26 protein-coding genes are annotated in these 26506 nt (G+C 64.0%); 13 read left to right on the top strand and 13 right to left on the bottom strand.

The features are described 5' to 3' along the window. Positions 1-74 precede the first annotated feature (74 nt). The 3 genes from nadB to CSE6_RS15955 all read right to left on the bottom strand — a co-directional run bounded on the left by nadB (position 75) and on the right by CSE6_RS15955 (position 3923). Entirely contained in the window at positions 75-1601 is a 1527-nt protein-coding gene (gene nadB / locus CSE6_RS15965; protein ID WP_059440957.1) for an L-aspartate oxidase, read from the bottom strand. Between the two features lie 15 nt (positions 1602-1616). After that, positions 1617-2750: a quinolinate synthase NadA gene (gene nadA / locus CSE6_RS15960; protein WP_059441006.1), complete on the bottom strand. Its 1134-nt coding sequence runs from the start codon at positions 2748-2750 to the stop codon at positions 1617-1619. 213 nt (positions 2751-2963) lie between these two features. Beyond that, positions 2964-3923 carry a delta(1)-pyrroline-2-carboxylate reductase family protein gene (locus CSE6_RS15955; RefSeq protein WP_034380508.1) on the bottom strand — a complete coding sequence of 320 codons (960 nt, stop codon included), beginning with the start codon at positions 3921-3923 and terminating at the stop codon, positions 2964-2966. 157 nt (positions 3924-4080) lie between these two features. Between CSE6_RS15955 and CSE6_RS15950 the strand changes: the two genes are divergently transcribed. From CSE6_RS15950 to CSE6_RS15940, 3 genes are all read left to right on the top strand, one after another. Continuing rightward, positions 4081-4401, top strand: a complete 321-nt coding sequence (locus CSE6_RS15950; protein ID WP_059440956.1) for a hypothetical protein — start codon at positions 4081-4083, stop codon at positions 4399-4401. Positions 4402-4544: 143 nt separating this feature from the next. Further along, positions 4545-5420, top strand: coding sequence for a neutral zinc metallopeptidase (locus tag CSE6_RS15945; RefSeq protein WP_034353614.1), 876 nt, complete (start codon positions 4545-4547; stop codon positions 5418-5420). Positions 5421-5631: 211 nt separating this feature from the next. Beyond that, the gene (locus tag CSE6_RS15940; protein ID WP_059440955.1) at positions 5632-7053 is read left to right on the top strand and encodes a DEAD/DEAH box helicase; all 1422 of its coding nucleotides are present in this window, start codon (positions 5632-5634) and stop codon (positions 7051-7053) included. Between the two features lie 60 nt (positions 7054-7113). Here CSE6_RS15940 and CSE6_RS15935 read toward each other — a convergent pair whose 3' ends face one another. Further along, positions 7114-7968 carry a symmetrical bis(5'-nucleosyl)-tetraphosphatase gene (locus tag CSE6_RS15935; RefSeq protein ID WP_059440954.1) on the bottom strand — a complete coding sequence of 285 codons (855 nt, stop codon included), beginning with the start codon at positions 7966-7968 and terminating at the stop codon, positions 7114-7116. Between the two features lie 272 nt (positions 7969-8240). Here CSE6_RS15935 and CSE6_RS26505 point away from each other — a divergent pair, with 272 nt between their 5' ends. From CSE6_RS26505 to CSE6_RS15915, 4 genes are all read left to right on the top strand, one after another. Continuing rightward, positions 8241-8591: a hypothetical protein gene (locus tag CSE6_RS26505; protein WP_238585722.1), complete on the top strand. Its 351-nt coding sequence runs from the start codon at positions 8241-8243 to the stop codon at positions 8589-8591. After that, on the top strand, positions 8572-8985 hold the full coding sequence (locus tag CSE6_RS15925; RefSeq protein WP_238585721.1) for a hypothetical protein: 414 nt from the start codon (positions 8572-8574) through the stop codon (positions 8983-8985). Before CSE6_RS26505 ends, CSE6_RS15925 begins: the two co-directional genes overlap by 20 nt. Positions 8986-9376: 391 nt before the next feature. Next, positions 9377-9667, top strand: coding sequence for an H-NS family nucleoid-associated regulatory protein (locus tag CSE6_RS15920; RefSeq protein WP_003052529.1), 291 nt, complete (start codon positions 9377-9379; stop codon positions 9665-9667). 122 nt (positions 9668-9789) lie between these two features. Further along, positions 9790-10980, top strand: coding sequence for an FAD-dependent monooxygenase (locus CSE6_RS15915; RefSeq protein WP_034353607.1), 1191 nt, complete (start codon positions 9790-9792; stop codon positions 10978-10980). A gap of 61 nt (positions 10981-11041) precedes the next feature. Here the strand turns inward: CSE6_RS15915 and CSE6_RS15910 are convergent, their stop codons facing one another. Continuing rightward, positions 11042-12307 (bottom strand): MFS transporter, encoded by a 1266-nt coding sequence (locus tag CSE6_RS15910; RefSeq protein ID WP_059440953.1) that lies wholly within the window; start codon positions 12305-12307, stop codon positions 11042-11044. Positions 12308-12421: 114 nt separating this feature from the next. After that, on the bottom strand, positions 12422-13297 hold the full coding sequence (kynA, locus tag CSE6_RS15905) for a tryptophan 2,3-dioxygenase (RefSeq protein ID WP_003067178.1): 876 nt from the start codon (positions 13295-13297) through the stop codon (positions 12422-12424). Between the two features lie 155 nt (positions 13298-13452). On the opposite strand from kynA, the gene CSE6_RS15900 reads away from it, so the two are divergent. Continuing rightward, positions 13453-14331: a methylated-DNA--[protein]-cysteine S-methyltransferase gene (locus tag CSE6_RS15900; protein ID WP_052088300.1), complete on the top strand. Its 879-nt coding sequence runs from the start codon at positions 13453-13455 to the stop codon at positions 14329-14331. An 89-nt stretch (positions 14332-14420) separates the two neighbouring features. Further along, positions 14421-15413 (top strand): DNA-3-methyladenine glycosylase, encoded by a 993-nt coding sequence (locus CSE6_RS15895; RefSeq protein ID WP_059440952.1) that lies wholly within the window; start codon positions 14421-14423, stop codon positions 15411-15413. A 21-nt stretch (positions 15414-15434) separates the two neighbouring features. On the opposite strand, the gene CSE6_RS15890 is transcribed toward CSE6_RS15895, so the two are convergent. Further along, the gene (locus CSE6_RS15890; protein ID WP_003052541.1) at positions 15435-16010 is read right to left on the bottom strand and encodes a helix-turn-helix domain-containing protein; all 576 of its coding nucleotides are present in this window, start codon (positions 16008-16010) and stop codon (positions 15435-15437) included. A 97-nt stretch (positions 16011-16107) separates the two neighbouring features. On the opposite strand from CSE6_RS15890, the gene CSE6_RS15885 reads away from it, so the two are divergent. Further along, positions 16108-17517 (top strand): SLC13 family permease, encoded by a 1410-nt coding sequence (locus CSE6_RS15885; RefSeq protein ID WP_059440951.1) that lies wholly within the window; start codon positions 16108-16110, stop codon positions 17515-17517. Positions 17518-17551: 34 nt separating this feature from the next. Here CSE6_RS15885 and kynU read toward each other — a convergent pair whose 3' ends face one another. The 5 genes from kynU to CSE6_RS15860 all read right to left on the bottom strand — a co-directional run bounded on the left by kynU (position 17552) and on the right by CSE6_RS15860 (position 22682). Continuing rightward, on the bottom strand, positions 17552-18859 hold the full coding sequence (kynU, locus tag CSE6_RS15880; RefSeq protein WP_059440950.1) for a kynureninase: 1308 nt from the start codon (positions 18857-18859) through the stop codon (positions 17552-17554). 140 nt (positions 18860-18999) lie between these two features. Beyond that, a complete protein-coding gene (gene kynB / locus CSE6_RS15875) occupies positions 19000-19632 on the bottom strand; it encodes an arylformamidase (RefSeq protein WP_059441005.1) in 633 nt (210 codons plus the stop codon). Between the two features lie 138 nt (positions 19633-19770). Beyond that, positions 19771-21150, bottom strand: a complete 1380-nt coding sequence (locus CSE6_RS15870; RefSeq protein ID WP_059440949.1) for an amino acid permease — start codon at positions 21148-21150, stop codon at positions 19771-19773. Between the two features lie 94 nt (positions 21151-21244). Continuing rightward, positions 21245-22045 (bottom strand): AraC family transcriptional regulator, encoded by an 801-nt coding sequence (locus CSE6_RS15865; RefSeq protein WP_059440948.1) that lies wholly within the window; start codon positions 22043-22045, stop codon positions 21245-21247. A gap of 10 nt (positions 22046-22055) precedes the next feature. Next, entirely contained in the window at positions 22056-22682 is a 627-nt protein-coding gene (locus CSE6_RS15860) for a LysE family translocator (protein ID WP_059440947.1), read from the bottom strand. A gap of 226 nt (positions 22683-22908) precedes the next feature. On the opposite strand from CSE6_RS15860, the gene CSE6_RS15855 reads away from it, so the two are divergent. Continuing rightward, a complete protein-coding gene (locus tag CSE6_RS15855) occupies positions 22909-23640 on the top strand; it encodes a Stp1/IreP family PP2C-type Ser/Thr phosphatase (RefSeq protein WP_059440946.1) in 732 nt (243 codons plus the stop codon). A gap of 22 nt (positions 23641-23662) precedes the next feature. Here CSE6_RS15855 and CSE6_RS15850 read toward each other — a convergent pair whose 3' ends face one another. Beyond that, a complete protein-coding gene (locus tag CSE6_RS15850; protein ID WP_034353576.1) occupies positions 23663-23983 on the bottom strand; it encodes a YkgJ family cysteine cluster protein in 321 nt (106 codons plus the stop codon). A 258-nt stretch (positions 23984-24241) separates the two neighbouring features. Here CSE6_RS15850 and CSE6_RS15845 point away from each other — a divergent pair, with 258 nt between their 5' ends. After that, complete coding sequence (locus CSE6_RS15845) at positions 24242-24574, top strand: FeoA family protein (RefSeq protein ID WP_034409559.1); 333 nt, start codon at positions 24242-24244, stop codon at positions 24572-24574. Then, on the top strand, positions 24571-26505 hold the full coding sequence (feoB, locus tag CSE6_RS15840) for a ferrous iron transport protein B (protein WP_059440945.1): 1935 nt from the start codon (positions 24571-24573) through the stop codon (positions 26503-26505). The genes CSE6_RS15845 and feoB overlap by 4 nt, the downstream gene beginning before the upstream one ends. Position 26506: the final 1 nt, after the last annotated feature.

The raw sequence follows: 26506 nt of genomic DNA, 5'->3' as shown, positions 1-26506 counted from the left end.
CTGTTGCTCCGCCAAAAAAGCCCGCTGCGGATACAGCGGGCTTTTTTGCTTTCCTGGATGGCTGCTGGGCGGGATCAGGCGGCTGCTGCTTCGAGGGCCGGCCAGTCCAGATTGCAGTGCGCGCCCACGCTGGCATGGCGCTGCAGCGCCGCGTCCACCATCAGGCTGCACAGGGCCAACTGGTTGCGCAGTGCAGGGTCGACACCGCGCCATTGAGCGCGCCACAGCACCAGTTGCTTGGCCGCTGCAATCAGGCTGTGGTTGCTGCGCACAATGCCCACGTTGTGCAGCATGAGCTGCTGCAGCGATTGGCGCATCTCCTGCTGGCTTTCAGCGCTCAGGCTCTTGCCGGGCTTGCGCTGCCTGCCAGGAATGGCAGCGGGCTTGTGCAAGGGCTGCTCGGCCATGCGCAGCGCGGTAGACCTGCCCATGACCACGCACTCCAGCAAGGAGTTGCTGGCCAGGCGATTGGCGCCATGCAGGCCGGTGCGGGCCACCTCGCCAATCGCCCATAGCCCGGCCACGGCAGTGCGGCCGTCCACATGGGCCTGTACACCGCCGCAGGCATAGTGGGCACAGGGCGCAACGGGGATGGGCTGGGTGGCAATGTCTATGCCGTACGCAGCACACAGTGCCATGACGCCGGGGAAATGCTGCTCCAGCCAGTCGCGGCTGCGGTGTGTGATGTCCAGCAGCACATGGGGCAGCTGGTGGGCACGCATCTCGCGGTCGATGGCGCGGGCCACGATGTCGCGTGGCGCTAGTTCAGCGCGTGGGTCGTGGCGCAGCATGAAGTGCTCGCCGGGCTGGCCTTGTCGGTCCGGCAGGCAAAGCAAGGCTCCTTCGCCGCGCAGCGCTTCCGAGACCAGGCCCACGGACCGGCCGCCCACCTGCAAGGCCGTGGGGTGGAACTGCATGAATTCCAGGTCGCGCACGACACAGCCCGCGCGCCAGGCCATGGCAATGCCGTCGCCGGTCGCCGTGGCCGGGTTGGTGGTGCTGGGGTAGATCTGGCCCATGCCGCCCGTGGCCAGCACGGTATGGCTGGCCAGCATAGGCTGCTGCTGGCCATCGGCATTGCGCACGTTGGCACCCACGCAGCGCTGCTGCACGTCCAGCAGCAGTTCCATGGCGGTGCAATGCTGCAGCAAGGTGATGTGCTTCAGATGCCGGCAGGCCTGCAGCAAGGTCTGGTGCACGGCCTGCCCGGTGCGGTCGGCCGCATGCACAATGCGCCGGGCGCTGTGGCCGCCTTCGCGCGTCAGGTGCAGGCGGCCGTCTGCATCGGTGCTGAAGGGCACACCCAGGGCCTGCAGCCAGGCGATAGCCTGGGGGCCTTGCTCCAGGATGCGGCGCACGGCGCCTTCGTCGCAGAGGCCGGCGCCGGCGACCAGCGTGTCCTGAACATGGGCTTCCAGGCTGTCGACGGGGTCCAGCACAGCGGCAACGCCGCCTTGGGCCCAGGCGCTGGCGCATTCGTCGGCACTGCTTTTGCTGAGCACGGTGATGCGCAGTGTGTTGGGCAGACTGAGTGCCAGCGTCAGGCCGGCAAGTCCAGAGCCGATGATGAGTACATCGCTGCAAGTCTGAGATTGGGGCATGGTGCTTGTCCTCTCTCAGGCCGGACCGAAGTTCTGGAACAGGGCTGCATCGCGTTCCAGCTCGCCACTGGCGCGTACCGGCTGGCGCTGGGCAGCGGCAAAATCCAGCATGCGCTGTATGGGCCTGCGGGCGGCCAGGCCCAGCGTCGCATCAAGCTCGATGGCACCGCTGCCTTGCAGCAGGGTCCGCTCCACGCCCGGCAGGCTGTTCATGGCCATCCAGGGGCAGAAGGCGCAGCTTTTGCAGCTGCCGCCCGTGCCCGCCGTCGGGGCAGGCAGAAAGCGCTTGCCCGGATAGCGCTGGCGCATGTCGTGAAGAATGCCCTGGTCGGTGGCGACGATAAAGGTGTCGGTGGGCAGCCTGCCCACGGCGGCGATCAGCTGGGTGGTGGAGCCCACCACATCGGCCAGCGCAGTGACGGCGGCCGGCGATTCGGGGTGAACCAGAATCGCGGCCTCGGGGTGGGTATTGGCCAGGGCCTGCAACTCGTCGGCCTTGAATTCGTCATGGACCACGCAACTGCCCTGCCACAGCAGCATGTCGGCACCGGTCTGTTGCTGGATGTGGCTGCCCAGGTGGCGGTCGGGTGCCCAGAGGATTTTCTCGCCGCGCGCGTGCAGGGCGGCTACGATGTCCTGTCCTACCGACGAGGTGACCACCCAGTCGGCCCGGGCTTTGACGGCAGCGCTGGTGTTGGCATAGACGACCACGGTGCGGTCGGGGTGGGCGTCGCAGAAGCGGCTGAACTCGTCGGCCGGGCAGCCCAGGTCCAGAGAGCAGGTGGCATCGCCGTCGGGCATGAGCACGGTCTTCTCGGGGCTGAGGATTTTTGCGGTCTCGCCCATGAAGCGCACGCCGGCCACGATCAGGGTCTTGGCGGGATGGTTGGCACCAAAGCGCGCCATCTCCAGGGAGTCGCCCACGCAGCCGCCGGTATCGCGTGCGAGGTCCTGCAATGCACCGTCCACATAGTAGTGGGCGACCATGACGGCATTGCGTTCCTTGAGAAGAGCCTTGATGCGCTGCGCCGTCTCGCGCTGCTGCTGGCGGTCTTGCTGCGGCAGCACCCTGGCCCAGGCCTGGCCTGTGCTGCACTGGCTGCTGCTGCCCGGTGCGGGCTGGTCGAATTCCACGGTTCTGATCGTCATCGTCTCCATCCTGAGTTGCGCTGTTAAATATTTATACTCAATCTGAGTATTATTAAAACCGCTTTTTTTGAATTTGTCATCAGGGAGACAAATTAGGCTGGATGGCGTTGCTTTTCAGCGCAGTCAGTGCTTGGGAAGACAATCCAGAGTATGGATGGATCGCTTATTCAGCAATGACTTGATGCTTCTGAAAAATGAGCAAATGGAAGATGCTCAGGTGGGTTGCCTGAGCAGGTGCTGGCGCAGGGCCAGGCGGGTGGCGGCCAGATCCCAGCCGCCCCAGCCGCAGGATTTGAAGAGTACAGGCTTCGTGGAGCGCGACCAGTCCTGATGCACCACGGCGGCCAGCGTGGGCAGGGTGTCGACCTCGATGCCGGCCTGCAGCAGGTCGCCGGCCTCGTGCGCAGCATCGGCGGTGTCTACGACGATCTGGCCCTGGTGCAGAAAGCGCCGGCACAACTCGGGATCCAGTTCCACCATTTGCGGCGTGAAGGCGCCGACAGCGCAGACAAAGGCATCGGGTCTTGCCGCCTCATGCAGCACCACGGCCTGCGCGGGCGTGCAGGTCACGATCAGCGGGCAGTGCCGGGCGGCTTCCTCCAGGTCGTCGGTGATGCGCGCATGCAGACCCAGGTCGCGGGCCTCGTCTGCAAGCCGCTGCGCGCTGCTGGCACTGCGCGAGTGAATCCAGACCTCCTGCGTGCCAAGGCCCTGGGCAAAAGCCTGCAGATGGGCGCTGCCCTGCACGCCGGCGCCGACGATGAGCAGGGCGCCTTGAGGCCTGGGGGCCAGGCGGCGCGCTGCCAGCAGCGATACGGCTGCGGTGCGTCTGGCCGTGACGGTGGGGCCGTCCAGAATCAGTTGACGCACTCCGGTCGCTGCATCAAAAACCACGATATCGCCCTGAATGGTAGGTCTGCCCATCCGGGCATTGCCTGGCGTGAAACTGATGAGCTTGGTCATGACCACCTGGCCATCGGTGGCCGGCATGCAGAACAGGCAATTGCCCGCAGCCGTCGGCATGACGATGCGTGGCGGAACCGAGACACTACAACTGTTTTGCAGCTGGCGCAAAAGTGCTTCGATCTCATCGGCCAGGGCGGACCATGGCAGCAGTGCGGCAGTGGCGCGGGCGTCCAGAGACGCTGTCGAGGGCTGGGTCTGGGCATTCATGGGCAGTCGTATGGGGGCAGCGGACAAGCTTCTGAGCTTACAGAATTGCAAGCCCGGCCCGGTGTTGACCGACAGAATCTCGCTGCACGAACGCTTCTGGCGAAGGCTGCCAGCGCGCACAATAGCCACTGTCTTATCCATCGATTCTGTCGTACACATGTTTGGCTTTTCTCCCCGCTCCGGGCAACGCAAGGACCCTACCTGGACACAAGCGCCTTCCAGCCGTGGTCATGTAGAGCCTGTCTGGCGGGATGGCGGCTCGGCTGCAAGCTATGAGCCGACCCAGCAGCAGGCGGCAGCACCGCGCAAATCCTCTTCGGCCAAGCTCTGGGTATCGGCGGCCCTGGCGGTGGTGGGCCTGCTGGCAGTGGCCTTTCTGTTTCTGAGTATGGTCGATGTGGTGGAGGAACAGGTAGCCCGCAACCAGCCTCAGTCGATGCCTGGCGCGCCGGGCGTGCCCTTGACTGCCGGCCGCTGAACACCAGGCCAAACGTCAACAATGCTGCGCTGCAGCTTGACTGAGGTGGCAAAAGCACAGCTTGATACCTGCATTCGGAGCCGCAGCCCTTAATATCGCCACCCGGCGCAGGCCGCGTGCAACACAGCTAAGGAGTAAGCACCATGAGATGGGAAGGTAACCGCGAGTCGGACAACGTCGAGGATCGCCGTGGAGACGGTGGTGGTGGTGGCGGTGGTTTTCCCATTGGTGGTCGCAGCATCGGCATCGGCACCGTGGTGCTGGCGCTGATTGGCTGGGGCGTGTTCGGCATCAACCCGCTGACCACGATTGGCGTTCTCTCCGGTGGTGGCTCGCCCCAGGTGCAGCAGGCTCCAGCGCATCGCCCGGCTGGCGATGACCAGGGGGCCAAGTTTGTCTCCACGGTGCTGGCTTCAACCGAGGATGTCTGGACCCAGATCTTCCGTGAGGGCGGTGCTCAGTATCAGAACCCCAAGCTGGTGCTGTTCACCGGCGTGACGCGCACGGCTTGCGGCACGGGACAGTCAGCCATGGGGCCGTTTTACTGCCCGGGTGACTACAAGGTCTATCTGGACATGGACTTCTTCAACACCATGAGCCGCCAGCTTGGTGCTCCCGGCGAATTTGCGCGCGCTTATGTGGTTGCCCATGAAGTGGGCCACCATGTGCAGAACCTGCTCGGCATCTCGGGCAAGGTGGACAGCATGCGTGGCCGTGTCAGCGAACGGGAGCAAAATGCCATGTCCGTGCGCCTGGAGCTGCAGGCCGACTGCCTGGCCGGCATCTGGGCCAACAAGTCGCAGCAGGCCAAGAGCTGGCTGGAGCAGGGCGATATCGAGTCGGCGATGAATGCCGCACAGCAGATCGGCGACGACAAGCTGCAGCGCGAAGCCACGGGCACGGTGCGTCCCGACAGCTTTACCCATGGCTCCAGCGCCCAGCGTGTGCGCTGGTTCACCCAGGGCTACAAGAGCGGCAGCGTCAAGGCCTGCGATACCTTCGCAGCTCAGTCGCTTTGAGCCACAAGCTGGCCTGAACCAGGCGTGTGCACTGTCACACGCCTTTGTTTTTGGGGCGGCAGAATGTGAAAATCCGGGTTATCCCGATAGATTGCACGGGATATTGGCAAGGCTTTTTACGCGTGAAAACAGAGGGGGCGAAGGCTTTTCATCTGCAGAAAATCACAAAGCCAACGCGAAAAACCCACTCGGTGCGACAATAACGCCCTCAATGACAAGCTCTTTCTCCAATCTTCACTTGGCTGAGCCCCTGGCACGCGCAGTGGCCGACATGGGCTATGAGTCCATGACTCCGATTCAGGCGCAGGCCATTCCGGTGGTATTGACCGGCAAGGACGTCATGGGCGCAGCCCAGACCGGCACAGGCAAGACGGCGGCTTTCTCCCTGCCCCTGCTGCAGCGCCTGATGCGCCATGAAAACGCCTCGGCATCGCCTGCCCGCCATCCGGTGCGTGCCCTGGTGCTGCTGCCCACGCGTGAGCTGGCCGACCAGGTGGCACAACAGATTGCCCTGTACGCCAAGTACACCAAGCTGCGCAGCACCGTGGTGTTTGGTGGCATGGATATGAAGCCCCAGACCATCGAGCTGAAAAAAGGCGTCGAGGTGCTGGTGGCCACGCCCGGTCGTCTGCTGGACCACATCGAGGCCAAGAATGTGGTGCTCAATCAGGTGGAGTATGTGGTGCTGGACGAGGCCGACCGCATGCTGGATATCGGCTTTCTGCCCGATTTGCAGCGCATCCTCTCCTATCTGCCCAAGAGCCGCACCACGCTGCTGTTCTCGGCCACGTTCTCGCCCGAGATCAAGCGTCTGGCCGGCAGCTATCTGCAGGATCCTGTGACCATCGAGGTGGCTCGTCCCAACGAGACTGCATCCACCGTGGAGCAGCGCTTCTACAAGGTCACGGATGACGACAAGCGTTACGCGATTCGTTCCGTGCTCAAGGAGCGCGACATTCGCCAGGCCTTCATCTTCTCCAACAGCAAGCTGGGTTGTGCGCGTCTGACGCGTGCCCTGGAGCGTGACGGTCTGCGTGCCGCCGCACTGCATGGAGACAAGAGCCAGGACGAGCGCCTGAAGGCGCTGGAAGCCTTCAAAGCCGGCGAGGTGGATCTGCTGGTCTGTACCGATGTGGCCGCGCGAGGTCTGGACATCAAGGACGTGCCCGCAGTCTTCAACTACGACGTGCCTTTCAATGCGGAAGACTATGTGCACCGCATCGGCCGTACCGGCCGAGCCGGCGCATCGGGCCTGGCAGTGACTCTGGTGACCGATCATGACAGCCGCAATGTGGCCGACATCGAAAAGCTCACCAAGAAGAAGATCGAAGTCGAGCCCGCGCCCATGCTGGATTTCCGTCCCGCACGCCGCAGCCGCAGCGACGAGGAGTATCGTCCGCGTCGCGAGCGCGAATTCGATGCAGCATCGCGTGGTGGTCATGCGCATCGTCCATCGCGCATGGCCCAGCGTCCTGTCAATCTGGATCCGTTCTTTGACAAGCCCTATGAGGCCAGCAGCGTCAGCGAGACCGCATCCTGGGACAGCAAGCATGCAGCCCCGGTCAAGAGCACAAGCATCAAGCCCAAGCGCAAGATTGCCGCTTTGTTCAAGGCTCCCGTCGTGGCTTCCTGAACACGGGGTCATCGCGCCACAAGAAACGCCTGCGGATGCAGGCGTTTCTTTTTTGAAGCATCAGCCCTTGCTGCCAGGCACCTGAGCCTGTGGGCACTGCAGCTGTATCAGCTCTCGTTCGTTCATGCGCTCCCCGATTCTCATCATGCTGAGGCAGCCTCCCCAGACGCAACCGGTGTCCATGGCCATCAGATCGGTCCGGTTGACATGGCCCAGCGTGGACCAGTGCCCAACAGCCATGGGTGTATCGGCAGTGAGCCGGCCCGGCACATCGAACCAGGGCATCAGTCCTTCGGGTGCGTGATCGGCGGATTCCGCGCTCTCAAAATCCATGACGCCGTCGGCACTGCAAAAACGCAGGCGGGTAAAGGCGTTGACGATGCAGCGCAGCCGGTCATCGCCTTGCAGGTCGGTGGACCAGCGATCGGGCTGGTTGCCATACATATTCTGCAAAAAACGCCCATGGTCGGCATGCTGGAGCACGGCCTGAACTTCGGTGCTCAAGGCCACGGCATCCTGCACATTCCATTGAGGAAGCACGCCGGCATGCACCATGAGAAGGTTCTCACCCAGCGCATTGGTGTGCAGGCGAGCCAGAGGCTGCTGGCGCAGCCAGTGCAGCAGGGCATCGCAATCGGGTGCGCTCAGAACCTGGGCCAGAGTGTCGCGCTTGCTTTGACGGCGAAGCCCCCGGGCTGCGGCCAGCAGGTGCAGGTCGTGATTGCCGAGCAGAGGGCGAATGGCATCGCCGCCCTGCATGCAGCGGCGCAATACCTCGGCGGATTTGGGGCCGCGATTGACAAGGTCGCCGAGCACGTAAAGTGTGTCCCGACTTGCGGAAAAATCCACGGTTTGCAATAAGCGCTCGAAAGCGTCATCGCAGCCCTGGATGTCCCCGATACAGTAAAGTGCCATGGTCTTCTTTCTGGTGGACGAGTCAGGGATTTTCTGCTGTTTGCATTGCTGACACTGCTTAACGGGGTGTTTGTAATGTCGAAACTGGCATTGGCCTTCCGATTGCAGGGCAGGATTGCCAGCTTTGGCAAAGTTCGTGAGCAGGACGCCCAAGCTGTGCTGGAGTTGCTTGAGAGTCCACGCAGTTTCTGTCTTTCGTGCAGCTTGGAATTACCTCCATCGGACGCTCAGCGGTATTGGGGTGGGGTTGCGGTCAGCGATGGATTGGCCGTTTGGCTGATATCTCCGGGAATATCGGAAAAGAGAGCAACCATTTCGGCAACGACTATCGTCGTAACTGCTATTACATTTATAACGATTATCTTTGGAGAGCTGGCTCAAAAGCGTATCGGGCAGCCCTATTCAGAGCTGGTTTCGGCATGGCAAGGCGCTCCATGGCCTGGGTTGCATCTATCGCAAAGTCCTTTGTGCGTTTGTTGTCATTTTCAACGCATGTCATATTGACTTTGCTGCGGATTAGTGAGTTCGCCTGTGCAGCAATGACCGAGGAAGAAATCGCAGCTGGTTTGGAGCAGGGGCGTCAGCCGGGTTTGATGGAGGTGCATGAACATCAGGCGGCGTAAGCGTATTTCATTTAGACGATATTTATTTGACGTATTTAATGTTTTTTTGCGCCGATATGTATTGTCTGGGTGGCGAAATGGCGATGCTTCAGGTTCTGCAGGCCTGTGCCTGGTTGTTGCCCGGATGGAGAGCTGGGAAGACATCCTGGTTACTGCATGCCGCAGCCCGCTGGATGAGATGCAAGGCATCATCGGCGTGCCCAATAGGCCGGTAGTCGCTGAGAAATCACAAGACTTGCAAGGAGAGCAGGCGCTGGCTTTGAAATTTTTGCCTAAGACTTGGTGCGAGATGAGGTGGCTGGATCAACTGCGTGCCAATGCAGGGAGCGGGGTGTTTGTCGTCGAGGAATATGGGGCGGAGCAGAGCATCACGACATCGCATGGTTGGCTCTAAGTCAGTGCCAGAGAGCTTTGCTCCTTGGAGGAGGCTGAGGCCTGGGCAACTCGCAGAGAAGACGGATTCTGACTGCTCAAGGTGCTGGTGCCTATTCAGAATTGAAGGCCGGGCTGACTATTTGAGTATTGCCAGGCGAAGGCTGGGGGCACCATAAAGCGCCGGCCGGGTTATTCCCTGCCACAGCAGCCATTTGCCCGGTCTGGAGTGATTTGGATGAAAGCGTATCGACAAGATATTGGCAGCTCCGGAGGCTGAATAGCTATTTATTAACACGTAGTTGCATTTTATAAATATTCTGAATTGTGGTTTTTGCTTACTCAGAAAATTATGAATTTGAAATTCCGGCATTTATAATGAATCCACTTTAATCAACCAAGAAGCGCAAATCATGAGCACTTACAAGGAACTCCTGAAGCAGAGAGAAGAGCTGGAACAGCAAATCAACGAAGCCCGTTCGCGTGAACTGGCCGAAGCCGTGAGCAAGGTTCGCGGCCTGATTGCCGAGTACGGCTTGACTGCTGAAGATGTTTTCCCTCCCGCTCGCGCGCGCTCTTCCGCCAATGCTGGCGCCAAGGTGGCTCCCAAGTATCGTGATCCTGCAACGGGTCAGACCTGGACCGGCCGCGGCAAGCCACCAAAGTGGATTGCAGACCAGGATCGCGAAAAGTTCGCCATTTGATCTGCTTTTGCGCACGTTGAAAGAGCCCGCCTTGGCGGGCTTTTTTCATGGCTGCAAGGTTTGCGGCAGCGCAAACAAGAGTTCTCTTCGATGCTGATGACTAAGCGGCACAATAAGAGTCCATGAACAAGCAGGTGTTGATTGCGGGGGGCGGTATTGGCGGTCTGGCAGCAGCCATTGCGGCGGTGCGGGCTGACTGGGATGTGCGCCTGTTCGAGCGTGCAGCGCAGTTTTCCGAAGTCGGAGCCGGTATTCAGCTGGGACCCAATGTGGTGCGCTGTCTTCAGGCATGGGGGCTGCAGCGATCGTTGCAGCAGGTCGTGGCCTGTCCTTTGTCCTTGCGAGCCTGCAGTGCCGTGACGGGACAAGAGCTGGGGCGATTGCCCCTGGGCGCAGATATGGTGCAGCGCTATGGAGCCAGCTACCTCACCATTCATCGCGCCGACCTGCACCAGATTCTGCTGGAGGCCTTGCAGGCTCTGCCAGAGGCTCACCTCAACCTCGACCAGTTCGTCAGCAGCTATAGCCAGCAGGACGGCGTGGTCACCATTCGCACCAGTACCGGCAAGCTCATCGAGGGCGATGCCCTGATCGGCGCTGATGGCGTGCGCAGTGCCGTGCGTGCACAGATGCTGGGTGATGGCCCGCCGCGTGTGACCGGGCACCTGGCCTACCGTGCCCTGGTGCATCAGGCCAATCTGCCCAAGCGCTTGCGCACCAGCGAGGTCACGGCCTGGCTGGGGCCGCAATTGCACGCCATTCAGTATCCCGTGCGCCGGGGCGAGCTGCAGAATCTGGTGGTCATTGTGCAGGGGCCGGCCCCCGAGGATCTGGACAGCTGGAATCACTCGGCCAATCTGCCCGATCTGCTCCAGCATCTTCAGGGCGCATGCGCTTACCTGCAGGATCTGGTTCAACATGTTCCCGATGTGGGCGGTGAATGGCGTTTGTGGCCGGTGGCCGACCGGCAGCCGGTGTCGTCAGAGGCCCAGATGGCGCAGGGCCTTGTAGCTCTGCTGGGCGATGCGGCCCATCCCATGCGTCCCTATCTGGCGCAGGGTGCGGGCATGGCCATCGAGGATGCAGCCGAGTTGCAGAGTGCTCTGTCCATGCATGATCTGGATGTCAGTCTGCGGCTGCGCCGCTATGCGCTGAATCGCTGGCAGCGCAATGCCAGGGTGCAGGAACGCTCGCTGCGCAATGGCCGGATCTTCCATGCGACAGGGCCTGTTCGCTGGGGGCGCGATCTGTCGCTGCGCGCCCTGGGCGGGCGCATCATGGATGTGCCCTGGCTCTATGAGGGCGCGCTCTAGCAACCGGTTGCCATAACCGGAATGGTTTTTGCGCCGCTGCCTGCCTGGCAGATAGACAGCTTCAATTGCTGGCCTTGTGCAGCAGCGGCGAAGGTTTGATGAGCTGGTAAGCCAGCACGCCGCTGCCCAGCATGGCGGCAATCATCAGCATCACGGCTTGATAGATGTCGGCATTCTGGCGTTCCGCAACGCCTGCGACCAGACCGGACAGCCACTGCATGAGCGCGGCTCCGAGAAACATGGCCATGGTGAAGATGGACAGTGCGCGTCCCGTCGCGGCCGGTGGGTAGGAGGAGCGCACATCGGCATAGATCAGCGTGCCGTAGCCCGACAGCACGCTCATGACCAGCAGCAGCAGCACGCTGCCTACGGATTGGTGGAGCAGGGCCAGTGCTACAAAAACGGCTGCCATGAGCAGCGCAAAGCGTGCAATGCGCTGGCGACGCCTGGCCGGACCGGGGTCCAGCCGGCCGAACATGGAAGGCACAAACAGCGAAATGACGGAGCAGGCCAGGGCCACATTGCCGGTCGTGACCAATGAAAACTGGTAGCGATCCATCAGCATGGGACTGAGCCAGAGGCCGCGCACGGTGAGAAACGAGGCATAGCTGACCATGCCCAGCAGCACAATGCCCCAGGTATGGGGCAGCAGCAGCAGGCTGCCAAAACCCTGCAGCGCCTGCATGAAGCCGGGCTTGGGCTGGGAGTCCGCAGGAAGCTCGGGCTCGTGCACCTTGAAGAAAATCAGCAGCCAGGACAGCGCACTCAGCACCGCCAGCAGCGCAAAGCCGGCGCGCCAGCCCATGTGCTGCACCAGCCAGGCCATGGGTGTGCCGGTAAACAGCAGGCCCAGCCCGCCCAGGCCAAGGCCTATGCCCGAGAGGTAGGCAAATTTATCGGCCGGAAAGTGGCGCGCGATGAACATGGTGCTGGCCAGAAAGGCGGGCGAGCAGCCCACGCCGATCAGCAGCTGACCCAGCATCAGCCAGGAATAGCTGGGTGCGAGTGCGGACAGCGCGGCGCCCGCAATCGACAGCGGAAAGGCCAGCAGCACGGTGCGGCGCAGCCCATAGATATCCATGCCTATGCCCATGAGCAGCTGGGCCACGCCGAAGGACAGCGCAAACAGCCCGGCAAACGATCCCAGCGACTGCGCGGACAGGCCGAAGTCCGTGCGCAGACCGTCGGCGATGATGGAGGTGACGGTTCTGAAGGCCTGGCTCAGAGCAAAGCCAGTGAGCAGGCAGACCAGCATGGCCCAGGCGGAAGAGTCGGGCTTGGGGCTGGTGTTCGGCGCAGCCTCGGCGGCGCTGTGATCGGAGGGCATGGGCAGTTTGTTGCGATGTTAGGTTTTGCACGGAGCCTAAAGAATTCAGGCTGCCCGCGCTGTCACGAAAGAGCAGCAGGGGCAGCCTGAATGGCGATGGCCTTGATGACCGGCCTACAGCTCGGTGCGCAGGCTCCAGATCTCGGGGAACAGCACCACGTCCAGCATCTTCTTGAGATAGCTCACGCCGCCGGTGCCGCCCGTGCCGCGCTTGAAGCCGATGACGCGCTCCACCGTGGTCAGGTGGCGGAAGCGCCAGAGGCGGAAGGCATCCTCGATATCGGCCAGCTTTTCTCCCAGCTGGTACAGATCCCAATACTTGTGCGGATCGCGGTAGACGGTGATCCAGGCCTGTTTCACGCCCTCGCTGGCCTCATAGGGCTGGGTCCAGTCGCGCTGCAGGCGGTCGGCAGGCACGGCGATGCCTTCGCGGGCCAGCAGCTGCAGGGCCACGTCGTACAACGATGGCGATTCGTAGGCGGCCTGCACCTGGGCCAGCAGATCGCTGCGGTGGGCGTGGGGCTGGAGCATGGCCGCGTTCTTGTTGCCCAGTGCGAACTCGATGCAGCGGTACTGGTAGCTCTGGAAGCCGCTGGAGTTGGCCAGATAGGGGCGCATGGCCGAGTACTCAGGCGGTGTCATGGTGGACAGCACGGTCCAGGCGCTGACCAGCTGCTCCATGATGCGCGAGACGCGCGCCAGCATCTTGAAGGCATCGGGCTTGGTCTCGCCCGATGCATTGGCAATGGCTGCCGTAGCCGCGCGCACCTCGTGCAGCATCAGCTTCATCCACAGCTCGCTGGTCTGGTGCTGCACGATGAACAGCATCTCGTCATGGGCGGGCGACAGCGGATGCTGGGCCGTGAGAATCTGGTCCAGATGCAGATAGTCGCCATAGCTCATGTCACGGCTGAAGTCGAGCTGTGCTTTCTCGTCGCGGACGATGGCTGCGCCGCCATGCAGGGGGCAACCGGAGGATTCATTCGTCATGGTCAAATCATCTTTGATAGGTCAGTGCGCGCAGCGTAACCGAATCCGGGCACACAAAGCCTGCAAGAACGTGGATGCAAGCTGCCATAGCTTTGCGTAAAGTCGGGACAGTCACAGACCGATGACAGAAAACGCACTCAGCCGAGATTCACGCCATGCCCAGTCCTCTGCCTTTCGCCGCCACTGCAAATTCGCAAACAGATGAGCGCATGATCCAGTGCTGCCGCTGGCTGGAGAGCGAAGAGCCCATGCCTGGGCTGGAGGAGCTGGCTCAGCGCCTCGGGCTCAGTCCCTGGCAGTTGCACCGCAACTTCAAGCGCGCCACGGGGCTCACGCCCAAGGCCTATGCCAAGGCCCATCGCGGCAGGCATGTGCGTGCCGCGCTGGCGCAGGAGGCCAGCGAGTCGGTCACCGATGCGGCCTATCTGAGCGGCTATGAAGCCAGCAGCAGCTTCTACAAGGACGCCCCGGCCATGCTGGGCATGGCGCCGCAGTCCTATCGCAGGCGCGGCCAGGACCAGCGTATCCGCTTTGCCCTGGCCGAATGCTCGCTGGGCAGCCTGCTGGTGGCCAGCACCGACAAGGGCGTGTGCTGCGTGCTGCTGGGCGATGATCCCCATGCGCTGGTGGACGATCTGCAGCAGCGTTTTGCGGCGGCGCAACTGATCGGGGCCGACGCCCAGTATGAACAGACCGTGGCCCAGGTGGTGGCCCTGATGGAGCAGCCCAGGCTGGGGCTGGCCCTGCCGCTGGATATTCAGGGCACGGCGTTTCAGCAGCGCGTCTGGCAGGCGCTGCAGAGCATTCCGGCCGGCCAGACCGTGAGCTACAGCGAACTGGCCCGGCAGCTGGGCCAGCCCAGCGCAACGCGGGCCGTGGCCAGCGCGGTGGCGGCCAATCCGATTGCAGTGGCAGTGCCCTGTCACCGTGTGCTGCGCAACGATGGCAGCATCTCGGGCTATCGCTGGGGTGTGGAGCGCAAGCGTGCGCTGCTGTTGCGCGAGGCCCAGCAGGCCCAACTCAAGCTCTCTTAAAGAGAGCTGCTATCGCATGCTAATCAGCGTTTTTGGATGGATATTTATCTGAAATCGTTGATTGATGGGCGATAGCAGCTATGAATTTAATGAATGAAGCGCGGGCACGCTCCGACGTTGCCCCTGTGATAGAAAACCGCATGCTGCTTGAAGTCTCCATTGTCCTGCCCGCGCGTTACCGCTTCGATGAATTCGTGCATTTCCATGATCGCGACGAGCAGCAACTGGCTGAGCGGGTCGATGCCGGTGCGCACAGCCTGCACAAGGCCATCATGTGGAAGCGCAGTCCCGCCTTGCTGCAGCTGCAATGGCAGACCGGACAGGTGCAGGCCAACCTGCATGCGCCGCACGCAGAGCCGGCCGAGGCAGACCTGGCCGCGTTGCAGGCCATGGTGAAACGCATGCTGGGGCTGATCTACGCGCCCGACCAGTTGGAGTTGGCGCATGGCGACCACCCCGAGCTGGGCGCGCTGCTGTCGCGCCAGGCCGGCCTGCATGTGCCCGGCTCGCCCACACCCTTCGAGGCGCTGACCTGGGCCATCACCGGCCAGCAGATCACGGTGGCCGTGGCCGTTTCGCTGCGGCGCAAGCTGATCGCGCTGGCGGGCGAGCTGCTGGCGCAAGGCGGGGACATGCCGGCCCTGCACGCCTATCCCGATGCACAGCGCGTGGCGGCCTTGGGGCTGGATGCGCTGCGCGGCGCTGGCTTTTCCCAGGCCAAGGCCCAGACCCTGCTGGCCGTGGCCCAGGCCGTTGCCGAAGGCCGGCTGCCGCTGGACGACTGGGCCGCCCGCAGCGCCGCCGGGCGCTGGAGCGAGGAGGATGTGGCCGCTGCCTCGGCGCAATTGTTGGAGGTCAAGGGCATCGGGCCGTGGACGGTGAACTACACCTTGCTGCGCGGCTATGGCTGGCCCGACGGCAGCTTGCACGGCGATGTGGCGGTGCGCCGGGCCATAGGCTTGCTCACGGGTGGCGACAAACCCGATGCGCGTGCCGCCAGCGACTGGCTGGAACAGTTCAAGCCCTGGCGCGCGCTGGTGGCCGCGCACCTCTGGGCCTCGCTGGCCGACAGCGCCTATTGAGAGGCGACAGGCGGCAGCGCTTCAGAGCGGCGGCGACAGCACCAGCAGCAGCAGGCGTGCGGGCTGGCCCGAGGCGTTGGCCAGCCGGTGCTCGCTGTCCACCACCAGCGTGGCCGTGTCGCCCGCATGCAGCAGCACCTGCTCCTGGGCGGTGAAGACTTCGATGCTGCCTTCGAGCACGTGAAAGACCTCGCGTGTGCCTGCGCGATGGGCCGCGAAATGGCTGGAGACCGCATGTGGCGGAAAGCGGTAATGCACGAGGTTCACACCCGCGCTGGGGCTGGCCAGGGCCAGGCGCTCCACGCCGCTGGCCTCGTCGACAAAGCGCAGATTCTCGCCGGCGCGCGTGATTTGAGCGCTGGGCGCGCTTTGCACCAGCTCGCCCAGCTCGCAGCCCAGGCCCTGCGCAATCGCCATGGCATTGCGCAGGCTGGTGGCCAGCAGGCCGCGCTCCACGCGCGACAGCGCACCCGGCGAAACACCGCTGGCCTGGGCCAGCTGATCCAGTGTGATGCCCAGCTGGGCGCGGCGCGCGCGGACGGCGGCGCCGAAAAGCGCATCCTGCTCCGATGCCTGCGATGCGGTGGTGGAGTTCAAGTCTGGCTCCTTGTCATGGCGTCTGTTCTTGTGTTGAAAATTTTCCCATGAGAAAATAATTTTGCGTATAGGAAATTATTTTTCGAGGATAAATGCAATGTACATGTTTATCAGTGCCTTGCCCGTGGCCACCGTCATCGCCGTCCTGCTGGCGGGCTGGCGCTCGCTGCATGCCGCAGCGCTGGGCGTGGCGGTGGCGCTGCTGGTGATTGCCCTGGCGTTTGCGCAGCCCGCTTCAACATGGCTGGCCGCCGGCATGCACTGGGCGCCAGTGTTGCTGGAAGTGCTGTTGATCGTGGCCGGCGGGCTGCTGCTGTCCGAGGTGCTGCGCGAGTCAGGGGCGCAGAAGGCCCTGGCCGACTGGCTGCTGGCCAGGGCCGGCAGCGGCACGGGCGCCGTGCTGCTGGTGGTGCATGGCATCACGCCGTTTGCCGAGTCGGTCACCGGCTTTGGCGTGGGCGTGACCATAGGCATACCGCTGCTCGCGCACTTCGGGCTGTCGCCGCGCAAGGTGGTGCTCATCGGCCTGCTGGGCCTTTGCGCCGTGCCCTGGGGCTCCATGGGGCCTGGGACGCTGGTGGCGGCCACCATGGCGGGTCTGCCGTTCAAGGAGCTGGGTCAGGCTTCGGCCCTGGTCAGCGTGATTCCGTTTGTCATCACCGGCATGGCGGCGGCGGCTCTGGCGAGTGCGCCGGGCCGTCGCTGGCCGGCTCTGCTGCAGGGCCTGCTGTCGGGTCTGTTGCTGACGGCAGCCGTGGCTCTGGTGAATACCCTGGCCGGCACGGCGCCTGCGGGAGCGCTCGGTGCCTTGCTGGTGGTGGGCTGGCATCTGCTGCGCCTGCGCGTGTCGCGGGCGGACGCGGACAAGCCGCCTCTGAGCGCGCCGGGGCGGCGTGCGCTGGCCGCCTATGCGCTGCTGCTGGGCGGTGTGCTGGCGGCCGCAGCGCTGCTGCGCACCCTGGAACTGCCCGCTACCTGGCATGGGCTGGCCTCGCCGGGGCTGTGGCTGCTGGTGGCAGCGGTTTTTTTCACGCGAGGCCGGCCGGCGCGCCCATCGCTGGCAAAGGTCTGGCGCTCCTGGCTGCAGGTGGCGCCGGTCACGGCGCTGTTCATTGTGCTGGGCGTGCTGATGGCGGTTTCGGGCATGGCCGCGCAACTGGCGCAAGCGCTGGCCCGCAGCGGGCCGCTGTATCTGCTGGCTGCACCCTTTGTGGGAGCGCTGGGTGGCTTCGTGACCGGCTCCAATACCGGGGCCAATGCCATGTTCGCGGCCACGCAGGCCGAGATCGCCCAGGCGCTGGGCGCGCCGCTGCTGCCATTCATGGCCGTGCACAACGTCAGTGCCTCGCTGCTGCTCATGGCTTCGCCCGGCAAGGTGGAGATGGCGGTGCAACTACTGGCGCAAGGCGCTGCCCAGCGGCGCTGGGTGCAGCAAAGCGTGCTGATGCTGGACCTGGCCGCCGTGGCTCTGATGGGCGTGCTCAATTGGAGCTGGGCGCGGGCCTGATCGGAGGTCGCCCGGCCCGCCCCCGGTGCCTGCTTCAGGTCACGGCGTGTACGGTATTGAACTCGGGTCGTTGCCATTCGCCCGATTCCAGCACCTGGCGCAGATGCTCGACGGCATTCCAGACATCGGCAAAGCCCACATACAGCGGCGTGAAGCCGAAGCGCAGAATGTCCTTGTGCCTGCCCGTGCCGCCGTCGCCCTTGCGGAAATCACCGATCACGCCGCGTGCAATCAGTGCCTGGACAATGGCGTAGGCGCCGCTGCCCTGGCCATTCACGCCCAGGCCTTCTTCCCGGGTCAGGCAGACCTGGGAGCCGCGTGCCGCATGTTCGCGCGGTGTCGCCAGACCCAGGCCATGGTCCTGGCAGCGCTCTTCCACGAGCTGGATGAACAGATCGGTCAGCGCCAGCGATTTCTTGCGCAGCGCGGCCATGCCGCCGAAAGCCTCGGCTTCGGTGTAGATGTCGATACCGCACTGCAGCACGCTCATGCTGATCATGGGCTGGGTGCCGCAGAGATAGCGCTGTATGCCCTGGGCGGGGTGGTAGTCGGGCACGAACTTGAAGGGCTCGGCGTGGCCGAACCAGCCCGACAGCGGTTGCCAGAAACGGTTGATCAGGCGCGGATGCGCCCAGACAAAGGCCGGCGCGCCGGGGCCGCCGTTGAGGTATTTGTAGCTGCAGCCCACGGCAAAGTCGGCATCGGCGCCCTTGAGGTCCACGGGCACGGCACCTGCGCTGTGGCACAGATCCCAGACGCAGAGAATGCCTTTGGCATGGGCGGCGGCCGTGACGGCTGCCATATCGTGCATGGCGCCCGTGCGGTAGTTGACATGGGTGAGCATGGAGATCGCCACATCGGTCTGCAGCGCGCCGGCGATTTCCTCGGGTTCGAGCAGCACCAGTTCCAGGCCGTATTCCTGGCAGACGGACTGGGCGATATAGAGATCGGTCGGGAAGTTGCTGCGCTCGCTGATCAGCTTTTTGCGGCCGGGCGCATCTTCGCGGGCGATGCGTGCAGCAGCGCTCAGCACCTTGTAGAGATTGATGGAGGTGGTGTCGGTGAACACCAGCTCGCCCTGGCCCACGCCCAGCCAGGGTGCGAACTGGTTGCCAAGGCGCTCGGGCAGCGTGATCCAGCCCGCCTTGTTCCAGGAGGTGATGAGGTCCTGGCCCCATTCCTGTGTCACCACTTCGGCCGCGCGCGCGGCGGCGGCCTTGGGCTGGGCGCCCAGGGAATTGCCGTCCAGGTAGATCATGCCCTGGGGCAGGGCAAAGCGTTCGCGCAGCGCGCGCAGCGGGTCCTGGGCGTCCAGAGCCTGGCAGTCTTGCAAAGTGGTCATTGTCTTCCTTCTCTCATTTTGATAGCTACTGACGATGATTGTGTCTACGCCAGAGCCGGTTCTGATTCAAATATGGCTGGACTCGAATTCGCCCATTGTGTCCGAGACCGGGGCGGCCCCGCTGCCTCGCACCAAGCGCATCAGAGCAGGCTGCGCAACACGGCACGCACCGGCGAGGCATCGGCTTCGGTGAGTTTGAGTGGCAAGGCGATCAGCTCATAGTCGCCTTCGCTCACTGCATCGAGCACCAGGTTCTCCAGCACGCGCAGGCCGCGCTGGCGGATCACCATATGGCTGTCCAGGCTCTTGCTGCTGGCGGGGTCAATGCTGGCAGTGTCTATGCCGATCAGCTTGACACCCAGGTCGGCCAGCTTTCGCACGGTTTCGGGGGCATAGGCGGCGAGGTCGGCATCCCAGCCGGTGGGCGCTTTCTCGTAGGTGCGCACCAGCACGCGCGCGGGCAGGCCGGCATCGATGGCGTGCGCTATGTGACGCCATTCGATCAGCGGCCCGCAGCCCATGGCGTGGATCACGCGGCAGGGGCCGAGAAAGGCATCCAGATCGACGGCGCCAATGGCCGCGCCCTGCGCATCGTAGTGCAGCGGCGCATCGGCATGCGCGCCCACATGGGGCGAGAGATGAATGGCGCTGACATTGACCGGGCAGCCCGGGCCAATGCTGGCCACCCATTCCTGGCTATAGGGCGTGTCGCCCGGGAACACCGGTGCGGCAGGATGAATGGCAGGAGAAATATCCCAGATCTGGCGTGTCATGGTGGAGGCAAGCATAGTTACTACAGGCTGGCATGTGTGGGCAGGGACACCGAGCAAGGGCCGCCCCGCAGCGATGGTGTCGTCCTCCTCCCGTAGCGCGCAGCGCGTAGAGAGAGGGGGAAGCGGCGGGGCCGCCGCTCAGGGGGTGACCTTCTTTTTCCTATACCAAAGAGCATAGACCAGCACCAGCACGATCAGAAACGGCACGCCCACCAGCACGGTGGTGTGGAACTCCTTGGTAAACAGCGTGGTGACGATCACGCCCGCCATCAGCAAGGCGCCTACCAGGGTCAGCACGGGAAAGCCCCACATGCGGAACTCCAGCTTCTGGCCAGGATGCTCGCGCTGCCAGCGCGGGCGGAAGAACAGATGGGTCACGAACACCATGAACCAGGCAAACATGGCGCCGAACATGGCAATCGACATCATCAGCTCCAGCGACTGCTCGGGCTTGAGCACGTTGAGCACCATGGCCACGGCCATGCCCAGACAGGAGACGGCAATCGCGCCCAGCGGCACTCCGCTTTTGCTGAGCTTGCTCAGACCCTTGGGGGCATAGCCGCCGCGCGAGAGGCTGAACATCATGCGCGAGGTGACGTAGAGCTGGCTGTTCATGGCCGACAGCGAGGCCAGCAGCACCACGAAGTTGAGGGCCGCGGCCGCGCCGGGGATCTGCAAAATCTCCATCACCTTGACGAACGGGCTCTTGTCCGTGCCCGCATGGCTCCAGGGCACGACGGCCAGCATCAGTGCCAGCGATAGCAGATAGAACAGCACCAGGCGCAGCACCGTGGTACGGAAGGCGCGGGTCACGGCCTGCTTGGGGTTCTGGGCTTCGCCGGCAGCAATGGCAATGGATTCCAGGCTCAGATAGCTGAAGATGGCCACGATCACGCCGACCCAGGTGCCCCACCAGCCGTTGGGGAAGAAGCCGCCATCAACAAAGTAGTTGTCGAAGCCCACGCCCTCGGGTCGGGTGCCGAAGACCACATAGGCAGCAATCAGGATGAAGGCCACGATGGCGATGACCTTGACCATGGAGAACCAGTACTCGACCTGGCCGAAGGCCTTGACGCTGGTGGCATTGACGGCGGCCAGCAGGGCCGAGAACAGCGCCACCCATACCCATTGCTCCACGGCCGGGAACCAGTAGGCCATGTACTTGCCCACGGCCGTGACCTCCATGCCCACGGCCAGCACCACGGCACCCCAGTAGGCATAGCGCACCACAAAGCCGGCCAGAGGGCTGATGTAGTGCTCGGCGTAGGCGCCGAAGGAGCCCGAGGTGGGGTGGGCCACGGTCATCTCGGCCAGGCATCCCATGAGCAGCAGGCCGATGAAGGCGCCGATGGCGTAGCTGATGAGCACGCTGGGGCCGGCAAAGCCGATGGCAAAGGCGCTGCCCATGAAGAGACCGGTACCGATGGCGCCACCGATGGCGATCATGGTCATCTGGGCCGAGTTCAGGTGCTGCTGCAGGCCTGTCTCGCGTTGCTGAATACTGTCAAAGTTGGCCATTGCTGACTTGCGCGTGCGAAAAATCGAAGCGGCAAGTATCCCGCGAATGACCGGCTGCGGCGGCGTGGCGGCGAATGCCCCTGACCCGGCCGGCTCAGCGCTGCGTGCCGGCGTAGTTGCCGGGCGTCAGCGCATGATGGGCCTTGAAGGCGCGCTGCATGTGGGCCTGGTCGGCAAAGCCCATCTGATGAGCGACCGAGGCCAGGGGCTCGCCCTGGGCCAGCAGGTGGCGCACGCCATTGAGGCGCAGGTTGAGGCGGTAGGCCCCGGGCGTGACGCCGGTGACGGCCCTGAAGCGGCGGATGAAACGGCTGGGGCTCATGCCGCAGCGCAGGGCCAGGGCCTGGACGCTGGTTTCGTCTTCGGGGCTGCGGTGCATATGCTGCAGCGCGGGTAGCACGGCATCGGCGGGCTGGGGCACTGGGGCAGCGGAGTCGGCGGCGCGGCCCAGCAGCAGCAGGAAATCCACCAGCGATTGCCCGTGCTGCTGCAGGTCCGAGTCCGTGGCGCTGCCGGCAAGCGGCTGGCAGAGACTGTCAGCCCAGCGCGAAATGGCCGGCTCGTGCAGCGCGCGTTGGGCAAAGCGCAGGGCGCCGACGCCGAGCCGCTCATGCACCCAGTCGGCCTGTACGAACAGCATGCGGTAGGACCAGGGCTGCAATGTCTCGGGGTTGCAGGCATGCCAGTGGCCGGGCTCGATCAGCACCACGCTGCCCGCGCTCAATGTTTCGGGGCCATCATCGTGAAGAAACAGGGTCTCGCCCTCATCCACAATGCCTATGGAGTACTGCGCATGTGCATGCAGCCGGTAGCTGAAGCAGGACTGGCGGCTGATGCGCAGCTCGGCCCAGGGCAGGGCCGGGTGGCGGTGGAAGCGGTGGCTGGGGGCTGGCATGGCAGCGTCATCATGCCAGCATGCTGACCACGCTTGCCACCAGCACCATGGCCAGGGCCTGGTTCAGTCGCTGCTGGCGCAATGGGGTGCTCAGCCACCGGGTCAGTGCGTGGCCCAGCGCGGCCCAGCAGCCAACGCCGAGCAGGCAGGCCAGCAAGGAGACGCTGCAAAACAGCAGCAAGGCGGTTGGCAGCGAGACCTGCTGCGCGGCCAGCGGGGCGACAAACATGCCGATGCCCGAAAGCGCCACCAGCCAGGCCTTGGGGTTGAGGCTCTGAATGGCAATGCCTTGCACGAACGCTCCGCCTGGACCGGCCGGCAGTGATGCGGGGGCGCTCTCCCTGGCCGCCCGGCCATGGGTCCCGGGGGCATTGGCCAGCTGCCAGGCCAGCCAGAGCAGATAGAGAGCACAGACGCGCGGCGCCCAGCGCAGCAGCTCTGGCTGCTTGAGCAGCCATTGCCCGCTCTGGCCCATCAGCCAGACGATGACGGCGTAGCTGAGGCTGGCTCCCAGTACATAGCAGAAGGCGGCGCCAGCGCGGCCGTTGCCATGGCGCAGGGCCAGCACGTTCACCGGCCCTGGCGTGATGGCGCCGGCCAGTGCAAATCCGGCCATGGCCAGAACAGAAGAAAGCATGGACAAACCTGAAACAAGAGGTCGCCAGTCTGAGTCCTTGGCTTTTCCAGGTATTGAACAAAATTGCGCCTTTGCTTGGTTAACAAGTGCAAAACGGCTCTTTTCGACCGACACAAGAAGGTGACTTGCGTTACGCTTGAATGCTTTCGCGAACCTGACCCCCGTCCCATCTTCCATGTCATCCGCAGCAGCTTCTAGCCCATCCCGAGTCTGGCCGGCCGTACGCATGGTGGGGCGTGCAGACATGGGTCGACAGCGCAGCAATAACGAAGACTCGGTGGGGCTGGAGCCGCAGGCCAGGCCCTGGCCGGTTGCCGTGCTGGCCGACGGCATGGGCGGCTATAACGCGGGCGAGGTGGCCAGCGTCATGGCCGTGGAGCTGATCACGACCAGCGTGCAGCACGGTCCGGCAGCCGATGAATCCATGCTGGCAGCACAGTGCGAGCTGACGGACGCCCTGCACATGGCCAATACGGCCATCTATGCCGCCGCGCAGTCCACGCCCGGCTGCAGCGGCATGGGCACCACGGTGGTGGCCGCCCTGGTGCTGGCGAGCGAAGTGCTGATTGCCCATCTGGGCGACTCCAGGGCCTATGCCTGGCGTGCCGGCCGGCTGCAGCGCCTGACGCGCGACCATTCGCTGGTGCAGCAGGATATCGATGCCGGCCTGATCAGCGAGGCCGATGCCAGGACCTCGCGCTACGGCCATCTGGTGACCAGAGCGCTGGGTGTGATGCCCCAGGTGGAGCCGGAGCTGAACCACTGGCCGCTGCAGCAGGGTGACCGCATCCTGCTGTGCTCGGACGGCCTGACCGATATGCTGAGTGACGCCAGCCTTGCCTCCCTGTTCGATGAAAACCTGCCGCTGGCGCGGTTGCAGGAGGCCTTGATCGAGGCGGCCAATGCCGCGGGAGGCAAGGACAATATAGGCGTGGTGCTGATTGAGCAGGGCGCCTGATCCCCGGATCTGACCGGGACTCTTAGATCAGACCGCTTTCCAGCGGAGGCAGCTGATGGCGCTGGCGCACGCGGTTGCAGGCGTCCGAGCCCGCGGCGAACTCCCGGCAAGGGGAGGGGCGCCATTCATAAATGCCGCAGTACGCCTTCTCTCCCACCTTGCCCACCAGAGCTGCACAGCGTGGCCTGGCCCAGTCCGTGCCGCGCATGCGGCAGGTGTAGTCGGTGACTTCCTCAACCAGCCCTGCGGGGACACTGCCCCCATGCTCCTGGGACTCGTGCACGGAAAAATCGACACGAAAGGACGCACAGCAGGCGCCGCAGCTAAGGCAGGGGTGGGTCATTGGAGAGGCGGAATTTTTCCGGTGGGGCGGCGATTTTCGCAGCTGTGCAAATCCTTTGGTTGTGCCGGGCCGTAGATTTGTCAACCGCGCCGCTCAATACCCGCCCAAAAGTCCATGCTGCTGGTGCCAATTCGCCACCGTTGTGCACCAATCGCCTACAGTAAATGGAAAATGAGAATCAAAATCAATTAATAATGCGCTATGAGTTCTTTGCAGTCCCCCTCGGCGAGGTCTGAGGCAGTGTCAGTTACTTCGTCCATGAATGCTCTTTCTGTTCAAGCGTCTGAATCCGGCGTGCCATCTTCCAGCGCTGCAGCCACGGCCGCCGCAACCGGGCCCATCATGGGTCTGGATCAGCTGGTGGTGAATCAGCCAGCCCGGGTGGTGGATCTGGCTTCCTCCGAAGGCGAGGATGAAAACCTGCTGCTCAGACTCATGGAAATCGGCTTTCTGCCCGGCGAGTCCGTGCGCGTCGTCGCCACCGGCTTTCCCGGCCCCGACCCGCTGGCCGTGCGCATAGGCCAGGCGACGTTTGCGCTGCGCCGCCACGAGGCGTCCCAGGTGCTGGTGCAGCTGGAGGCCGCAGCATGAACGCGCGCGAATCCCAGATCACCATGATGAGCCCTCAAGCTGCGGAGCAGGCGCCCCTGCGTGCCGCGCTGCTGGGCAACCCGAATTGCGGCAAGACGGCGCTGTTCAATCTGCTGACCGGCGCCCGCCAGAAGGTGGCCAACTACGCGGGCGTGACCGTGGAGCGCAAGGAAGGCTGGCTGAGCACGCCCGGCAAGCGCCGCGTGCGCGTGCTGGACCTGCCCGGCACCTACAGCCTCGATGCGCACAGCGAGGACGAGCGCATCACGCGCGACATCGTCAAGGGCCAGCACCCGCGCGAAGCGCCGCCCGAGTTGCTGGTCTGCGTGACCGATGCCACCCATCTGCGTCTGAACCTGCGTCTGGTGCTGGAGGCACGCGCCCTGGGCCTGCCCATGGTGGTGGTGCTCAATATGAGCGATATGGCACGCCGTCAGGGACTGGTCATCGACAAGGCCAAGCTCAGCGAGCTGCTGGGCGTGCCCGTGGTGGAGAGCGTGGGCGTGCATCTGTCCGGCGCCAAGGATTTGCTGGCCTGGCTGGACAGCGATCAGGCCAGGCAGCTCAAGGCGCCGACGCTCGAAGGCCAGTTCAAGCCCGTGACGGGCAGCAATTCGCGCGCCCAGCTGCTGGCCCTGCACCAGCAGGTGGCCGAGATCATGCGCCAGACCGTGCAGGAGCCCGCGGCTCCCACGCAGCGTGACGATCGCATCGACTCCGTGGTGCTGCACCCGCTGTGGGGCACGCTGCTGCTGGTGGTGACGCTGTTCCTGATGTTCCAGGCAGTGTTCAGCTGGGCCGAGCCCCTGATGGACGGTATCGAAGGCCTGGTCAGCGACTTCGGCCAGTGGGTGCATGGCGTGATGCCCGATGGCGTGCTGCGCAGCCTGCTGGTGGACGGCGTGATTGCCGGCACCGGCTCGGTGGTGGTCTTTTTGCCGCAGATTCTGATTCTGTTCTTCTTCATCCTGGTGCTGGAAGACTCGGGCTATCTGCCGCGCGCCGCCTTTTTGCTGGACCGCATCATGGGCAGCGTGGGCCTGTCCGGACGCTCCTTCATCCCGCTGCTGTCCAGCTTTGCCTGTGCCGTGCCCGGCATCATGGCCACGCGTTCGATCTCCAGCTGGCGCGACCGTCTGCTGACCATCATGATCGCGCCGCTGATGACCTGCTCGGCACGCCTGCCCGTCTACACGTTGCTGATCGGAGCCTTCATCCCTGAGCAGACCGTGGCCGGCTTCTTCAATCTGCAGGGCCTGGTGCTGTTTGCCCTCTATGTGGGCGGCATCGTCAGTGCCATGGCCGTGGCCTGGGTGGGCAAGCTGGCCACCAAGGTCAAGACCCGCACGCCGCTGCTGATGGAACTGCCTTCCTACCGCATCCCCAGCCTGCGCAGTCTGGTGCTGGGTCTGTATGAGCGGGCCATGATCTTCCTGCGCCGCGTCGGCGGCATCATCCTGACCGTCAGCATCGTGCTGTGGTTCCTCTCCAGCTACCCAGGTGCTCCCGAGGGTGTGACCGAAGGCGCGATTCGCTACAGCTTCGCGGGCCAGATCGGCCGTGCGCTGGAAGTGGTGCTGGCGCCCATCGGCTTCAACTGGCAGATCGCCATTGCGCTGGTGCCCGGCATGGCCGCACGCGAGGTGGCCGTGGGTGCGCTCGGTACGGTGTATGCGCTGTCGGCCGTGGGCGATGACGCCATGGCCCAGCAGCTGAGCCCGCTGATCGCCAGCAGCTGGTCGATGGCGACCGCGCTGTCGCTGCTGGTCTGGTTTGTGTTTGCCCCCCAGTGCATCTCCACGCTGGCCATGGTCAAGCGCGAGACCAATGGCTGGCGCTATCCGCTGCTGATGGCCGGCTATCTGTTTGCTCTGGCCTATCTGGCCAGCTTTGTGACCTATCGCGTCGCCGTGGCCCTGGGCTGGGGCTGAG

Origin of the sequence: Comamonas sp. E6 (genome assembly GCF_001010305.1) — a bacterium.
GTDB classification, from domain to species: Bacteria; Pseudomonadota; Gammaproteobacteria; order Burkholderiales; family Burkholderiaceae_C; genus Comamonas; species Comamonas thiooxydans.
The sequence above is the reverse complement of the archived record's forward strand: the minus strand, read 5'-3'. Positions and strand labels throughout refer to the sequence as shown.

What these genes read in the sequence shown, in the direction of transcription:
- nadB (WP_059440957.1), bottom strand. Translation starts at nt 1,601, where the DNA reads ATGCCCCAATCTCAGACTTGCAGCGATGTACTCATCATCGGCTCTGGA.
- nadA (WP_059441006.1), bottom strand. Translation starts at nt 2,750, where the DNA reads ATGACGATCAGAACCGTGGAATTCGACCAGCCCGCACCGGGCAGCAGC.
- CSE6_RS15955 (WP_034380508.1), bottom strand. Translation starts at nt 3,923, where the DNA reads ATGAATGCCCAGACCCAGCCCTCGACAGCGTCTCTGGACGCCCGCGCC.
- CSE6_RS15950 (WP_059440956.1), top strand. Translation starts at nt 4,081, where the DNA reads ATGTTTGGCTTTTCTCCCCGCTCCGGGCAACGCAAGGACCCTACCTGG.
- CSE6_RS15945 (WP_034353614.1), top strand. Translation starts at nt 4,545, where the DNA reads ATGAGATGGGAAGGTAACCGCGAGTCGGACAACGTCGAGGATCGCCGT.
- CSE6_RS15940 (WP_059440955.1), top strand. Translation starts at nt 5,632, where the DNA reads ATGACAAGCTCTTTCTCCAATCTTCACTTGGCTGAGCCCCTGGCACGC.
- CSE6_RS15935 (WP_059440954.1), bottom strand. Translation starts at nt 7,968, where the DNA reads ATGGCACTTTACTGTATCGGGGACATCCAGGGCTGCGATGACGCTTTC.
- CSE6_RS15925 (WP_238585721.1), top strand. Translation starts at nt 8,572, where the DNA reads ATGAACATCAGGCGGCGTAAGCGTATTTCATTTAGACGATATTTATTT.
- CSE6_RS15920 (WP_003052529.1), top strand. Translation starts at nt 9,377, where the DNA reads ATGAGCACTTACAAGGAACTCCTGAAGCAGAGAGAAGAGCTGGAACAG.
- CSE6_RS15915 (WP_034353607.1), top strand. Translation starts at nt 9,790, where the DNA reads ATGAACAAGCAGGTGTTGATTGCGGGGGGCGGTATTGGCGGTCTGGCA.
- CSE6_RS15910 (WP_059440953.1), bottom strand. Translation starts at nt 12,307, where the DNA reads ATGCCCTCCGATCACAGCGCCGCCGAGGCTGCGCCGAACACCAGCCCC.
- kynA (WP_003067178.1), bottom strand. Translation starts at nt 13,297, where the DNA reads ATGACGAATGAATCCTCCGGTTGCCCCCTGCATGGCGGCGCAGCCATC.
- CSE6_RS15900 (WP_052088300.1), top strand. Translation starts at nt 13,453, where the DNA reads ATGCCCAGTCCTCTGCCTTTCGCCGCCACTGCAAATTCGCAAACAGAT.
- CSE6_RS15895 (WP_059440952.1), top strand. Translation starts at nt 14,421, where the DNA reads ATGAATGAAGCGCGGGCACGCTCCGACGTTGCCCCTGTGATAGAAAAC.
- CSE6_RS15885 (WP_059440951.1), top strand. Translation starts at nt 16,108, where the DNA reads ATGTACATGTTTATCAGTGCCTTGCCCGTGGCCACCGTCATCGCCGTC.
- kynU (WP_059440950.1), bottom strand. Translation starts at nt 18,859, where the DNA reads ATGACCACTTTGCAAGACTGCCAGGCTCTGGACGCCCAGGACCCGCTG.
- kynB (WP_059441005.1), bottom strand. Translation starts at nt 19,632, where the DNA reads ATGACACGCCAGATCTGGGATATTTCTCCTGCCATTCATCCTGCCGCA.
- CSE6_RS15870 (WP_059440949.1), bottom strand. Translation starts at nt 21,150, where the DNA reads ATGGCCAACTTTGACAGTATTCAGCAACGCGAGACAGGCCTGCAGCAG.
- CSE6_RS15865 (WP_059440948.1), bottom strand. Translation starts at nt 22,045, where the DNA reads ATGCCAGCCCCCAGCCACCGCTTCCACCGCCACCCGGCCCTGCCCTGG.
- CSE6_RS15860 (WP_059440947.1), bottom strand. Translation starts at nt 22,682, where the DNA reads ATGCTTTCTTCTGTTCTGGCCATGGCCGGATTTGCACTGGCCGGCGCC.
- CSE6_RS15855 (WP_059440946.1), top strand. Translation starts at nt 22,909, where the DNA reads ATGGTGGGGCGTGCAGACATGGGTCGACAGCGCAGCAATAACGAAGAC.
- CSE6_RS15850 (WP_034353576.1), bottom strand. Translation starts at nt 23,983, where the DNA reads ATGACCCACCCCTGCCTTAGCTGCGGCGCCTGCTGTGCGTCCTTTCGT.
- CSE6_RS15845 (WP_034409559.1), top strand. Translation starts at nt 24,242, where the DNA reads ATGAATGCTCTTTCTGTTCAAGCGTCTGAATCCGGCGTGCCATCTTCC.
- feoB (WP_059440945.1), top strand. Translation starts at nt 24,571, where the DNA reads ATGAACGCGCGCGAATCCCAGATCACCATGATGAGCCCTCAAGCTGCG.